The organism is Acidocella sp. (genome assembly GCF_036489515.1).
GTDB lineage: Bacteria > Pseudomonadota > Alphaproteobacteria > Acetobacterales > Acetobacteraceae > Acidocella.
The window spans coordinates 1-13,762 of the sequence record NZ_DASXFO010000046.1; the positions used below are offsets into that span (position 1 = coordinate 1).

Annotated in this window: 11 protein-coding genes; 5 read left to right on the forward strand and 6 right to left on the reverse strand. The window is 66.2% G+C overall.

Annotated features, from left to right (window positions below; translation table 11 throughout):
• Positions 1–24: 24 nt before the first annotated feature.
• From VGG47_RS07055 to VGG47_RS07075, 5 genes are all read left to right on the forward strand, one after another.
• Positions 25–1,713 carry a ribonuclease J gene (locus VGG47_RS07055; RefSeq protein ID WP_408841659.1) on the forward strand — a complete coding sequence of 563 codons (1,689 nt, stop codon included), beginning with the start codon at positions 25–27 and terminating at the stop codon, positions 1,711–1,713.
• Positions 1,714–1,981: 268 nt separating this feature from the next.
• Entirely contained in the window at positions 1,982–3,055 is a 1,074-nt protein-coding gene (locus tag VGG47_RS07060; protein ID WP_331536863.1) for an acyltransferase family protein, read from the forward strand.
• A gap of 162 nt (positions 3,056–3,217) precedes the next feature.
• Positions 3,218–4,510, forward strand: a complete 1,293-nt coding sequence (gene proS / locus VGG47_RS07065; RefSeq protein ID WP_331536865.1) for a proline--tRNA ligase — start codon at positions 3,218–3,220, stop codon at positions 4,508–4,510.
• A complete protein-coding gene (locus VGG47_RS07070) occupies positions 4,510–5,760 on the forward strand; it encodes a lipoprotein-releasing ABC transporter permease subunit (protein ID WP_331536867.1) in 1,251 nt (416 codons plus the stop codon). Before proS ends, VGG47_RS07070 begins: the two co-directional genes overlap by 1 nt.
• Positions 5,753–6,424: an ABC transporter ATP-binding protein gene (locus VGG47_RS07075; RefSeq protein WP_331536869.1), complete on the forward strand. Its 672-nt coding sequence runs from the start codon at positions 5,753–5,755 to the stop codon at positions 6,422–6,424. Before VGG47_RS07070 ends, VGG47_RS07075 begins: the two co-directional genes overlap by 8 nt.
• Positions 6,425–6,621: 197 nt before the next feature.
• On the opposite strand, the gene VGG47_RS07080 is transcribed toward VGG47_RS07075, so the two are convergent.
• From VGG47_RS07080 to VGG47_RS07105, 6 genes are all read right to left on the reverse strand, one after another.
• Entirely contained in the window at positions 6,622–7,590 is a 969-nt protein-coding gene (locus VGG47_RS07080) for a TAXI family TRAP transporter solute-binding subunit (RefSeq protein WP_331536871.1), read from the reverse strand.
• Between the two features lie 19 nt (positions 7,591–7,609).
• Complete coding sequence (gene pip / locus VGG47_RS07085) at positions 7,610–8,560, reverse strand: prolyl aminopeptidase (protein WP_331536873.1); 951 nt, start codon at positions 8,558–8,560, stop codon at positions 7,610–7,612.
• A gap of 10 nt (positions 8,561–8,570) precedes the next feature.
• Entirely contained in the window at positions 8,571–9,719 is a 1,149-nt protein-coding gene (locus VGG47_RS07090; protein WP_331536874.1) for a DegT/DnrJ/EryC1/StrS family aminotransferase, read from the reverse strand.
• An 11-nt stretch (positions 9,720–9,730) separates the two neighbouring features.
• Positions 9,731–11,623 (reverse strand): polysaccharide biosynthesis protein, encoded by a 1,893-nt coding sequence (locus VGG47_RS07095; protein ID WP_331536876.1) that lies wholly within the window; start codon positions 11,621–11,623, stop codon positions 9,731–9,733.
• A 192-nt stretch (positions 11,624–11,815) separates the two neighbouring features.
• On the reverse strand, positions 11,816–12,277 hold the full coding sequence (locus tag VGG47_RS07100; RefSeq protein WP_331536878.1) for a RidA family protein: 462 nt from the start codon (positions 12,275–12,277) through the stop codon (positions 11,816–11,818).
• Positions 12,274–13,762, reverse strand: a 1,489-nt coding sequence (locus tag VGG47_RS07105) for a TSCPD domain-containing protein (protein WP_331536880.1), incomplete at its 5' end; no start/stop codon positions are given. The genes VGG47_RS07105 and VGG47_RS07100, both read right to left, overlap by 4 nt.

Consider the following 13,762-nt stretch of genomic DNA (forward strand, 5'->3'; position numbering starts at 1 on the left):
TTTATTCCAGGAGCTTTTTATCTGATGGCAAAATCCACCGGCAAATCCTCGGGTCCGATCCGGGGCGATGCCCCGGGCGGGTTCATTTTCATTCCCCTCGGCGGCACCGGGGAGATCGGCATGAATTTCAACCTCTATGGCTGCGACGGGGCCTGGATCGCGGTCGATTGCGGCATGGGCTTTTCCGGCCCGGATGCGCCGGAGGCAGAGATACTTCTGCCTGATCCGGGGTTCATCGCCGAGCAGCGTGAAGCGCTGCGCGGCCTGGTTATCACCCATGCGCATGAGGACCATATCGGCGGCGTGGCGCGGCTCTGGCCGCAGCTGCGCTGCCCGATCTATGCCACGCCGTTCTGCGCCGCGGTGGTCCGCCGCAAGCTCGCCGAGGCCGGGCTCGGCCGCGAGGTGAAAATCCATGTGATCAAGCCGGGCGGGTCGTTCACGCTTGCCCCGTTCAGCCTGCGCTTCATCCCCATGACGCATTCCACCCCGGAGGCCCAGGCGCTCGCCGTCACCACCTCCTACGGCACGGTGCTGCATACCGGCGACTGGAAATCCGACCCCAACCCGGTGGTCGGGCACACGATGGACGAGGCGGCTCTGCGCGAACTCGGCGATGCGGGGGTGCTGGCGCTGGTGTCCGACTCCACCAATGCGATGAATGAGGGCCATTCAGGCTCCGAGGCGGAGGTCGCGAAGAGCCTGAAGGCGCTGATCGGCGACCTGCCGGGCCGCATCGCCGTGACCTGCTTCGCCAGCAACATCGCCCGCGTCTCCAGCGTGATCGAGGCCGGCCGGGCAGCGGGGCGGCATGTCGCCCTGGTCGGCCGCTCCCTGGGCAATTACGTCGCCGCCGCGCAGGAGGCCGGCTACATGCAGGACGTGCCGGATTTCGTGCCCGAGGAAGAGATCGGCGCGATCCCCGACGACAACCTGCTCCTGGTCGTCACCGGCAGCCAGGGCGAGCCGCGCTCGGCGCTGGCGCGCATCGCCGCCGACACGCATCGCTACGCGGTGCTGGGTGAGGGGGACTGCGCGATTTTCTCCTCGCGCATGATCCCGGGCAATGAGCGCGCCATCACCGCCGTGCAGGACGCGCTGGTGCGCCGTGGCGTGGATGTGATCACCGATGACGATCAGTTCACCCATGTTTCCGGCCACCCGGCGCGCGACGAGCTGAAAAAGCTCTACCGTCTGGTACGGCCGAAATACGTCGTGCCGACCCATGGCGAGTGGCGGCATCTCTCCGCCCAGGCGGAACTGGCCGAGGCCGAGGGCATCCCCGCTTTGCGGCTGGAAAACGGCGACGTGCTGCAATTCGGCCCCGGCGCGCCGGAGATCGTCGATACCGTGCCGACCGGCCGGCTCGCCGTCGATGGCGATCGCATCGTGCCGCTGAAGGGCGGCGTGCTCGGCGCACGCCGGCGCATGCTGTTCAACGGCGTGGTGGTGGGCAGCTTTATCGCCGACGGCGCCGGCCAGCCGCTCGGGACCGTGCGCGTGTCCGCCCCGGGCCTGCTGGACGAGGCCGAGGGCAAGTTCCGCCAGCAGGTCGAGAAAGAGTTTCTGGAGCTGCTGCTCGACCTGCCGCGCAAGCTGCGGGCGGATGAGACCGCCTTCATCGACGCAGCGAGGGCCGGACTGCGCAAGATCATGGGCAAGCATTTCGGCAAGCGGCCACTCGTGGAAGTGCATATGCTGCAAATGAACTGAAACGAAATTGGTTAAAAATTAACCGATCTTTAAGGGTTATTTCCGAAAATGGTGAAAATTTTTATCAATTTGCGCTTGAAAGCCTAAAATACATACAAAAAACGTGCAGATTGTTCTAGACGCCCGCTCTTTGGGCAGTGCAATATGCCTTCAGGATGAAGTTTGGTTCTTCGTCCTGCCGTGTGACTGGCGTTTCCTCCCTGAACTTGGCCCGCCGCCCTCCTAGGGCTGGCGGGCTTTTTTCTTTCTGAGTATGAAACGAATCGGGATGCAACCGGCACGCGAAATCACCGATCTCACGATCTGCCGCGCGCTCTTTGCGGCCTGGGTGTTCGCCTATTATCTGGGCCTGGCGCACCGTCTGGGGCCGTTCGCGGGCTGGCTGGGGCGCGGTTATCTCGGCGTTGACGGGTTTTTTCTCCTCTCCGGGCTGGTTCTGGCGCGTAACCACCCGGAATTCGCGCCCCGCGCGCCGGGGCGGTTCGCGTCGAAAGCCGGGCGCTTCCTGACCCGGCGGCTGGCACGGATTTATCCCGTGCATGTCGCCATACTGTGCCTGCTGGCGGTGTTGCTGCTCCTGGCCCAGGCGCAAGGTTTTTCGCCGCGCACGCCCAGCCGCTTCGGATTTCTGCCGTTGGTGGAGAATTTACTGCTCATTCAGGGCTGGGGTTTCGCGGATGCCGGCGCCTGGAATTATCCCTCCTGGTCGATCAGCACGGAATGGGCGGGCTATCTGGCATTCCCGCTGCTGTGGCGGGCTTTGTGCTGGTGCGAGGCGGTGGTCGCAGGGCAGGTGGTGCTGGTCGGATTCCTGGTCCTGGGCCTGCTCGTCACCGCCAATCACCAATCCGTCAATTTTGGCCTTTCTCAAGGGTTGCTGCGCTTCTTACCCGAGTTCCTGATCGGCATGGGCACCGCGCGGGTGTTGCCGCATTTGGCCGGCAACGTGCCGGCGCGGGGGCTGGCGTTGGGCGGGTTGGCGCTGGTCGCTCTCGGTGCCGGCGCCGGGCAGGATTTTTTCGCGCTGCTGGGGCTGTGGCTGTTGCTCACCGCTTTCGCGGCGCAACAGGAGGCCGGATGGACACCGCTGCTCGGCCGCCCGGCAGCACTTCTGGCGCTCGGGCGGCTCTCCTACGCGTTCTATATGAGCTTTGCGGTGGCGGAACTGCTGTTGGTGAACCTGTTCCGGCAGCGCGGCTGGGTGCCGGCCGGGCACCCGGTTTGGTTCGCCGCCTTCATGCTCGCGGGGACACTGGGGCTGGCTGTGGCGCTGCATGTGGCAGTGGAAACCCCGGCGCGGCGCCTTGAGAAAGGAAGACTACTTTTTGTGAACAAAAAGTAGCAAAAAAACTTTGTTATGCTGGGTCATGGGCGTTGTCGCCGACATCGCCCATGACCCAGCATAACAAAAATTTTTGCGCCGCTTTTTTAAAAGCGGCCGCTTTCTTTGCCTAGCGTGCAAACCGCTCTAAACAGCTGCTGCCCCTCATTGCGAAGGTTTTCCATGCGCCTGTCTCAAAGCCTGATCCCCACCCTCAAGGAAACCCCGGCGGAGGCGCAGATTGCCTCGCACCGGCTGATGCTGCGCGCCGGCCTGGTGCGGCAGATGGCGTCGGGCATCTATGCCTGGCTGCCGGCGGGGCATCGGGTGCTGACCAAGATCGCCAACATCGTGCGCGAGGAGCAGGACGCGGCCGGCGTGCAGGAAATGCTGATGCCGACGATCCAGAGCGCGGAGCTGTGGCGCGAGAGCGGCCGCTACGACGCCTACGGCAAGGAGATGCTGCGCATCACCGACCGCCATGAGCGCGAGCTGCTGTTCGGCCCGACCAATGAGGAGATGATCACCGCGATCGTCCGCGATTCCGTGAAGAGCTATCGCGACCTGCCGCAGATGCTTTACCACATCCAGTGGAAATTCCGCGACGAGGTGCGCCCGCGCTTCGGCGTGCTGCGCGGCCGCGAGTTCCTGATGAAGGACGCGTACAGCTTCGACCTCGACCGCGAAGGCGCGGTAGTCGCTTACAAGAAGATGATGCTGGCCTATATGCGCACTTTCCAGCGCATCGGCATCACCGCGATCCCGATGCGCGCCGATACCGGGCAGATCGGCGGCGATCTCTCCCACGAATTCCACGTGCTGGCGCCGACCGGCGAGAGCGGCGTGTTCTATGACGCCGACTTCGAGGCCGGCGATGCGCTGGCGACCGGCGATGTCGACGCCTTCTACGAGCAGATGACGACGATCTATGCCGCCACCGACGAGAAACATGACGTGGCGGCCTGGGAGAAGGTGCCGGAAAATCGGCGCCGTGAGGGCAGGGGCATCGAGGTCGGACAGATTTTCTACTTCGGCAAGAAATATTCCGAGACGATGAATTTCGGCGTGGTCGGGCCCGATGGGACCAAAATTTTTCCGGAGATGGGCAGCTACGGCATCGGCGTGTCGCGCCTGGTCGGCGCCATCATCGAGGCGTCGCACGACGAGGCGGGCATCATCTGGCCGGATGCGGTGGCGCCGTTCCGTGCCGCCATCTTGAACCTGCGCCAAGGCGATGCGGTGACGGACAAGATCTGTGAAGACCTGCACGCCCGCTTAAGCGCGGATTGCCTCTACGACGACCGCGAGGAGCGGGCGGGCCAGAAATTCGCGGAAGCCGACCTGATGGGCCATCCCTGGCAGATCATCGTCGGCCCGCGCGGGGCGGCCAACGGCCAGGTGGAGCTGAAGCGCCGCGCCACCGGCGAGCGGTTCGAACTTTCGGTTGAAGACGCGCTGGCGAAAGTGCGCGGCTGATGTTCAACGCCTTCGAGCGGAAGGTCGCGGCCCGTTATCTGCGCGCGCGCCGCGGCGAGCGTTTCGTCTCGGTCATCGCGATCTTCTCGCTGGTCGGCATCGCGCTCGGCGTCGCCACGCTGATCATCGTGATGTCGGTGATGAACGGGTTCCGCCAGGAGCTGCTCGCGCAGATCCTCGGCCTCAACGGCGATGTCGGCGTGTACGGCGCCGGCGTGCCGCTGACCAACTACCAGGACATCACCGACCGGATCAGGCAGATCCATGGTGTGACCGCGGCGTTCCCGATCGTGCAGGACGAGGTGCTGATGTCCGGCCCGCAGGGCGGGGCCACCGGCGGCATCGCGCGCGGCATCACGCAGGAAGGGCTGCAGGCGCTGCCCACGGTGGAAAATCATGTCATCGCCGGCAGTCTCTCAGACCTGCAGGGCGACGGTACGATCGCCATTGGCAGCGGCCTCGCCAGCCAGTTCGGCGTCACGGTGGGCTCGACCATTTCGCTGATCCTGCCGCAAGGAAAAGCCACGATCATCGGCACCATTCCCAGCGTGCAGAGTTTCAAGGTGGTCGCGGTGTTCCAGACCGGCATGGAGCAATATGATTCGAGCTTCGTGTTTCTGCCTTTGGGCGCGGCGCAGACTTTGTTCCAGCAGCCCAACGCCGCGACGCAGATCCAGGTGTTCGTGAAAGACCCGGACCACGATTCCCAGGTGAAGCAGGACATCGTGAACGCCCTGCCGGACACGCCGGTGAACATCCAGGACTGGCGCCAGAACAATAACAGTTTCCTCGCGGCCGTGACGGTCGAAGGCAATGTGATGTTCCTGATCCTGGCCCTGATCATCGTCGTCGCGGCTTTCAACGTGATCTCCTCGCTGATCATGATGGTGAAGGACAAGGCGCGCGACATCGCGATCTTGCGCACCATGGGGGCGAGCTCGGGGGCGATTCTCCGCATCTTCCTGATGTGCGGCGCCTCGGTGGGGATCCTCGGCACGCTGATCGGTTTTGGGATCGGCGTGGTGTTCTGCGCCTATATCGAGCAGATCCGCGAATTCGTGCAGCGCCTCACCGGCACGCCGCTCTTCGACCCGACCGTGTATTACCTGGAATCCCTGCCGGCGCAGTTGGACTGGCACCAGGTGACCGAGGTGCTGGTCCTGTCCTTCGCGCTTTCCATCCTCGCCACCCTGTATCCGAGCTGGCGCGCCGCCCGCATTGACCCGATCGAGGCCCTCCGCCGTGAATGATATCCTGGTCCTCAAAAACATCAGCCGCACCTACAAGACCGAGAGCGAGGCGCTGACGGTATTGGACGGCGCGGATCTTTCCCTGCGCCAGGGGGAGATCGTCGCCCTGGTCGCGCCCTCGGGCTCCGGCAAATCGACGCTGCTGCATCTGGCGGGGCTTTTGGAAAAGCCCGATGGCGGCGCGGTGCTCATCAATGGTGAGGATGCGGGCACGCTGGGCGACGCGGCGCGTACAAAAATCCGCCTGCACACGATCGGCATCGTGTATCAGTTCCATCATCTATTGCCGGAATTCACAGCACTCGAAAACGTCACGCTGCCGCAGATGATCGCTGGCAAGAGCCGGCCCGAGGCGGAGCTTCGGTCCCACGAATTGCTGAGCAAGCTGGGGCTGGCGGCACGGGCCAACCACCTGCCCGGCAAATTGTCCGGCGGCGAGCAGCAACGCGTCGCCATCGCCCGGGCGCTCGCCAACAATCCGTCAATTCTGCTGGCGGACGAGCCAACCGGGAACCTCGACGTGCATACAGCCGACATCGTGTTCGATGAGCTGCTGCGGATCGTGCGCTCGGAAAATGTCGCGGCACTGATCGCCACGCATAACCCGGAATTGGCACGGCGCATGGACCGTCAGCTCAGCTTGCGTGACGGCAGGCTCGAATAGAGGAAGCGGCCGCTTTTTAAAAAAAGCGGCGCAAAAATTTTTGTTATGCTGGGCCATGGGCGTTGTCGCCGACAACGCCCATGGCCCAGCATAACAATTTTATTAATCTAAGCCGTGCTGGTTTCAGCGCCACAGGCCTAAAGGCGTAAAAATTTTTGCGGCGCTTTTTTTAAAAAGCGGCTACTTTTTTCTCTACTCTAACGCTCGATCGCGCGGTCCGGCACGTTGTAGCCGAGGCTGCGCAGGGCCGCGGCGGCGCCGGGGTGGAACGGCAGGTCGGTGTCGAGGACTTGCCGCAGCTGCGACGGGGCGGCCACGGCGGGCACGATGCTGGCCAGCGTTTGGCGGTGGTGCAGGGCGGCGAGGGTGATGTCGCGCGCCACGTTGTCCGGCAGCCGCGCCGCGCCGATCGCCAGATTCGCCGTGCCGATGCAGGCCACCGGCAGGCGTTGGCCGGGGAACAACCCGGCCGGCATCACCATGCCGCGCATGCCCGGGATCGCCTGTTCCACCCGCTCGATCTCCGCCGGCGTCAGCCCGATCAAGGTGAGTTCCTGCCGGGCGGCGACGGCGGTGATGGCCGGCAGGGGCGGCGCGCTGATGAAGGCGCAGGCATCGAGTTGCCCGGCCGCCATCTGCTGCAGGCTGCTCTGGAACGTGCCGGTGGCGATGAAATGGCCGCTGAGACCAAGGGCGGAGAGGATCGATGGCACGGCGGCGGCGCCGGTATCGCCAGGGGTGCTCAGGCCGATCCGCCGGCCCGCCAGCTGCGCCACGCTGGTGATGCCGGTGCTGCGTGGCGAGACGATCTGCAAAGCTGAGGGAAACATCGGGAACAAGACACGGAAGGCGTCGAATTTCACTCCCGCGGTCCATTGCCCGAGGCCCTGCCGCGCCGCGACGCCGATCATCGCCGTGGTCAGGCCCAGCTGGGCGACGTTGCGTTCCATCAGCAGGATATTCGCCACCGCGCCGTCGGAGGCGTGGAAGGCGATGTTTAACCCGGCCGTTTGCGCCGCGCGCCCCCAGGCCGCGCCATAGCGCGCGTAAGGGGTGCCGGCACGGCCTGTGGCCATGATCAGCGGCATTTGTGGCATCGGCGCGGCCCCTGCCGCAGCCGGCAGGGCCAGCGCCAGGCCGAGCAGGCCCCGTCGCGATAAGCTCATCCAAAAACCTCCGAAACAATCAGATCAGGTGTCGGCAGCGCTCCAAGGCTGCGATCAGCGCCGTGCGCACGCCGGGTTCGAGTGCCGAATGCCCGGCATCCGGCACCAAAGTGAGGCGCGCCGCCGGCCAGGCGGCGGCGAGCTCGAAAGCCGATTGCGCCGGGCAGATCATGTCGTAGCGCCCCTGCACGATCTCGCCGGGAATGCCGCGCAGTGTCTGCATGTGCGCGAGCAGTCCGCCCTCCGGCAAAAACAGGTCATGCGCGAAATAATGCGCTTCGATGCGCGCCAGGCCGATGGCGGAGCGGTCCTGGGCGAAAGCGGAGACCGCCTCGAAGCTCGGCAGCAAGGTCGAGCAGGAGCCTTCATACAGGCTCCAGCTGCGGGCCGCGGGCTCGTGCACGAGCGGGTTCGGGTCGGAGAGGCGACGCAGGTAGTTGCCTAATAGGTCGCCGCGCTCGGCTTCGGGCAGGAAGTTTAGGAAGCTGGCATGCGCTTCGGGGAAGACCCGCGCCATGCCGTGCAGGAACCACTCCACCTCGGCGGCGCGGCCGAGAAAAATGCCGCGCAGCACCGCGCCGGCCACCGCTTGGGGATGCGCCTGCGCATAGGCCAGGGCCAGCGTCGAGCCCCAGGAGCCGCCGAACAGCAGCCAGCGCTCTAGGCCAAGGAAACGGCGTAGCGTCTCGATGTCCGTGACCAGGTTGGGCGTGGTGTTGGCGGTGAGGCTGCCGAGCGGTTTCGAGCGGCCGGCGCCGCGCTGGTCGAAAATGATCACGCGCCAGATCATCGGGTCGAAGAAACGGCGATGCACCGCACCAGCCCCGGCGCCCGGGCCGCCATGCAGGAACAGCACCGGCTTGCCGCGCGGGTTGCCGACCTGCTCCCAATACATCACGTGCTCGTCCGAGAGCGGCAGATAGCCGGTCTCAAAGGGCCCGATCTCCGGAAACAGATCGCCGCGCGGCATTTTTTTGGTCCTACCCGGCCAAAGCGGCGCGGATCGTCGCCGCGACGCGCAGCGCCTGCGCGTCGGTCAGATCGGGGTGGATCGGCAGTGCCAGGATGCGTGCGCCCAATTCTTCCGCCACCGGCATTTTGGTCCCGTCGTGGCTAGCGGCGTAGGCCGGCTGCTGGTGCAAGGCACGCGGGTAATACACGGCGCTGGCGATTTTTTGGTCGCGCAGCGCGGCCTGCACGGAATCGCGCACCGCCTGATTGGGGAGCAGGATCGAATACACCGCCCAGGCGCTGGTGCTGTCCGGCACGCGGGCGGGGGTTTCCACGAGCCCGGCCAGTTCGGTGTCATAGATCCGGGCGATGGCTTCGCGGCGCAGGATCTCGCTTTCGAACACGTCGAGCTTGGCCAGCAGCACGGCGGCCTGCATCGTGTCCAGCCTGCCGTTCATGCCGGTGCGCAGCACTTCGTAGCGGGTCGTGCCCTCGCCATGCGTGCGCAGCGAGCGGTACAAAGCCGCGCGCTCGGCGGATTCGGTGAACAGCGCGCCGCCGTCGCCATAGGCGCCGAGCGGCTTGGAGGGGAAGAAGCTGGTGGCGGTGGCATCCGCGGCGCGGCCCAGCCGCTCGTTCCCAAGTGCGGCGCCAAAGCTTTGCGCGCAATCATCCAGCGTAAACATTTCTGCTCCGGCGGCGATGTTTCGGATCGCCGGCCAGTCGGCGGGCTGGCCGAAAAGGTCGACGCCGATCACCGCGCGGGGGACGAGCTTCCCGGCGCGCTTCACGTCGGCGATGCGGGCCTGCAGGCTGTTGAGGTCGATCTGGAAGGTGCTTGGATCGACATCGACGAAGACCGGGGTGGCGCCGAGCAGCAGTGGCACTTCCGCGGTGGCGGTGTAGGTGAAGGCGGGCAGGAACACCGCATCGCCGCGGCCGATGTTTTCGGCCATCAGCGCGATCTGCAGCGCGTCGGTGCCGGAGCTCACGCTCACGCAATGCGTGGCACCGCAGAAGGCGGCGAGCTTTTCTTCCAGCTCGGCCACTTCCGGCCCGAGAATATACTGGCCATGCGCCAGCACAGCGTCGAGCCGGGCGCGCAAAGCGGGGCCGATGCGGCTCTGCTGGGCCTTCAGGTCGAGAAATGGGATCGGCGAAACAGTCTCAGTGTCCATGAGACGCGTCTTTAACCTGCCGTACCGGAAACGGCGAGCCCTGGCGCGTGCACGAATTCCGGCACCATGCGGGCGAGCGTGGCGGTGGCCGCCGCCGCGTCGCCGGTCCGGGCGGCCGCCTCGATGGTGCGGATCGCCGCCGCCACCAGGCGCACATCGACCAGGCGCGGGGTGGCCATCAGCAGCCCCTCATGGCCGGTCGGTTCCGGCTTTTCGCTGCCGTGAAACAATTCCTCAAATAACTTTTCCCCCGGCCGTAGCCCGGTGAAGCGGATCGCCACGTCCTCTTCCGGGCGCAATCCGGCGAGGCGGATCATCTGCCGCGCCAGATCGACGATTTTCACCGGCTCGCCCATGTCGAGGACGAAGATGCCGCCATCGGGGATCGCCTCGGCGCCGCTGCCGACCACAGAGGCCTGCAGCACCAGCCCGACCGCCTCGCGCACCGTCATAAAGTAACGCTGCATGTCGGGATGCGTGACGGTCAGCGGACCGCCCTGACTCAGCTGGCGGCGGAACAGAGGAACCACCGAGCCGGTGGAGCCTAGCACATTGCCGAAGCGCACAGTGACGCAGCGCATCGCCGCCCCGCCATGCCGCGCCGCCACGTCCAGCCCCTGGCAGTACATTTCCGCGAGCCGCTTGGTGGCGCCCATCACCGAGCTCGGATTCACCGCCTTGTCGGTGGAGATCAGCACCATCAGCGCCGCGCCGCTCGCCGCCGCCGCATCGGCCACCGCGCGGGTGCCGAGCACGTTGGTCTGCAGGCCCTCGAGCGGGTTGGTCTCGACGATCGGCACATGTTTCAGCGCCGCGGCGTGGAATACGAGCTCAGGCTTGAACGCGTCGCAGAGTTTTGCGAGCCGGGTGCGGTCGCGCACATCGGCGATCACGGCGCGGCGCGGCACGTCCGGCGCCAGTTCGGCGACTTCCAGGTCGATCTGCCAGAGCGCGTATTCGCTGTTGTCCAGCAGCATCAGCTCCGCCGGCGCGAAGCCCGCGAGCTGCCGCGCCAGCTCCGAACCGATGCTGCCGCCCGCACCGGTGACCAGCACGCGCTGCCCTGCGACCAGCCGCGCCATGCCGGCACGGTCCAGCTTCACCTGCTGGCGGTTCAGCAGGTCTTCGATGGCGATCGGCTGCAATTCGATTTTCTGGTCCGCCGGGGCGAGGCGGGTGAGGCTGGGGGCACGCAGCACGCGGATGCCGGAGCGATCCGCCGCCGCCAGCAGCGCGCCGAGCGCGTCGCCCGCCAGCTCCGGCGTGGTGATGATCAGCAGGTCCGGTTTCTGTGCCAGCCGGTCCAGAGCTTCCTCGGCTTCCTCGACGGCGCCGAAAATATTCAGCCCCTGCACGCGCCGGCCGATATGGCGTGCGGAGAGCGCCATCAGCCCGACCACGCGGTAGGGAGCGGCGCCGAGCCGGGAATAGGCGGTGAGGAACAGTTCCGCCGTTTCGCCGTTACCGACCAGCACCGCGGTCTGTGCCGCCTCGTTGCTCTCCGCCGGCAGCTGCCGGGCCAGCCGGTAGAGCAGTTTCGGGCCGCTCAGCGCCATCACCAGGGTGAGAACCAGAATCACCGGGAAGGCGGTGGAGGGCATGGCGAGCCCGGCGCCGACCATCAGCAGCACTAGCATCAGCGCGGTGACGGCGGCGGCGGCGCCGATCAGCGCCAGGTCGCGGAAGGAGACGAAGCGCCAGTGCAGGCGCGACAGGCCGAACGGAAAGCCGATCAGCCAGATCGCCACCGCACCCGCGAGGGGCAGAAGCTCAGGCGAGGGGACAGGGTGAAGCGGATCGGCGAGCCAGAAACTGACCGTGACGCCGAGTGCGGCAAGCACGCCGTCCAGCACGATGTTGAGGGCGATGCGGGTGGTGAGATCGAACCGGCGGCGTTGCGTCATAACGGGCTTATAACCCGGCCCCGCGCTGAATGGTAAAGAGGAAGCAAAAGGAAGGCTTCTTTTTGTGAACAAAAAGAAGCAAAAAAACTTTATTAATCTGGGCCATGGGCGTTGTCAGCGACACAGCCCATGGCCCAGCATAAAAGAAGTTTTTGCGCCGCTTTTTTTAAAAAGCGGCTACTTTCTTCTGCTTTAGCCGAGCCAGAACGTCCCTTCGACCTCGACCGCCGCGTCCAGCGGCAGGGAGGCGACACCGATGGTGGAGCGTGCATGGCGCCCGATTTCGCCGAATACGGCGACGGTGAGATCGGAGGCGCCGTTCATCACCACCGCGTGCTGGGAAAATTCCGGCGTGGCGGCGATGAAGCCGCCGAGGCGCACGACCTTGGTGATGCTCGCCAAGCCGCCGGGCAGAGTGGTTTCCAGCTGCGCCAGGACGTTGATCAGGCAGAGCCGCGCGGCGTGCTGGCCCTCCTCCAGGGTTATCCCCTGGCCGAGCTTACCGGTGACGGCGACCTTGCCGTCGATCGCGGGCAGCTGGCCGCTGACGGTGACGAGATTGCCGACGACGGTAACCGGAACATACGTGGCCACGGGAGGCATTGGCTGGGGCAGGGTGATGCCGAGTTCGATGAGGCGGTCCAGGACGGTCATGCGTTGCTCACGAGTTTCAGGTTGCGGCGGCGTTCGCGCGGGGCCGGGGCGGGCAGGTCGAGCGGCAGCAGCGGCGCGCGCTCGGCGGCGCCGTCGCCCACCGTGTCGGCCGCTTCCGGGGTCGCGGGGGCGAGGTTGGTCTGGCCGAGATAGTTCACCGCCAGGTTGCGGAACACGTAGTCGATCATCGAGGTGGCCTGCAGCACCGCAGGATCGCCCTCGACCGCGCCGGTCGGGCCGAAGCGGGTGAAGGTGAAGGCTTCCACGTAATCCTCGAGATCGACGCCGTGCTGCAGGCCGATGCTGACGGCGATGGCGAAGGCGTCCATCAGGCCGCGGAAGGCCGAGCCCTCTTTATGCAAGGCTACGAAAATCTCGCCCAACCTGCCATTGGCGTATTCGCCGGTGGAGAGGAAGAGCTTGTGGCCGCCGACGCTGACTTTCTGCGTGTAGCCGCTGCGGCGGGCGGGCAGCGTCTCGCGCCGGCTGGCGCGGCGCACCGGCATTGGCACGGCGGGACGGTCCGGCATCTGTGCGACCAGAGGCGCCAGCGCGTCATGCATGGCCAGATGCGCGGCCGGACGGGGTGCTGCGAATAGCGTGTCTCCCGCCAGCATTCTGGTCAGCGCCGCCTCGGCGGAGAGGTTCTGGGTCGCGAGTTTTTGCGTCGCCCAAGGCGCCATTTGGCCGTCGGCGTTCAGGGCGGAGAGGGCGGGCGCGAAATTGCGGATTTCCGCGCCGAGCAGGGCTTCGACGGCAGGGTCCTCGGAGAAGCCGAGCAGGCTTTCATGCCGGCGGCTGCCCAATGCGGCGGCGGCCTCTTGCGCTGCCAGGGCGGCCGCGCGCAGGCCGGGCACCGCGCAGCCGGCAGGCAGGGAAGGGCGCGAAATCGCATGGCCCGGGGCGACGCCGCGGACCAGAAAAGCGGCGGATGCGCCATCGGCGGCAGCACTCATGAGTGCGGTGAGGGTCGCGGCCGTGTCCCGTGCCGGAGCGGAATCATAGTCCAGGCCGAGCCGGGCGAGAAACAGGTTCAGGTCGGTGAAGCCGAGCGCCAAGCGGTGGGCCGCCGGGGCGGCGAACGTCAGTGCGGTAACGGCGAGGCGTGCGGCGGCGGCGAAGCCGGCGGCGTCGAAACCGCCGGTGTCATCGAGGAACCCGTTCGGGTTGAGGGTGAAGCCGGGCAAAGCGGGCGCCTTGTTCGCCCAGATCGCCGCATCCGGCGCGCCGCGGCGGGCGGCCAGCAGCGCGTGCAGTTCGTCGCCGAGCGTGGCGGAAAGGCCCGCCGTGGCGGCGCGGGCGGCGATCGGCGCGATCCAGCTTTCCGCGGCCAGGGCGATGTCGAGCCTTTTCGCGCTGGGCAGCATCGCGGCGAGCGCATCGGCGGCGGCCGCCCCCCAGGCAGCGGGAATTTTAACGGTAACCGGCGGCGCGTCGGGATCGGCCTGCGCGGTGAATGCCGCCTGCCGGATGCCGTGCCAGGAT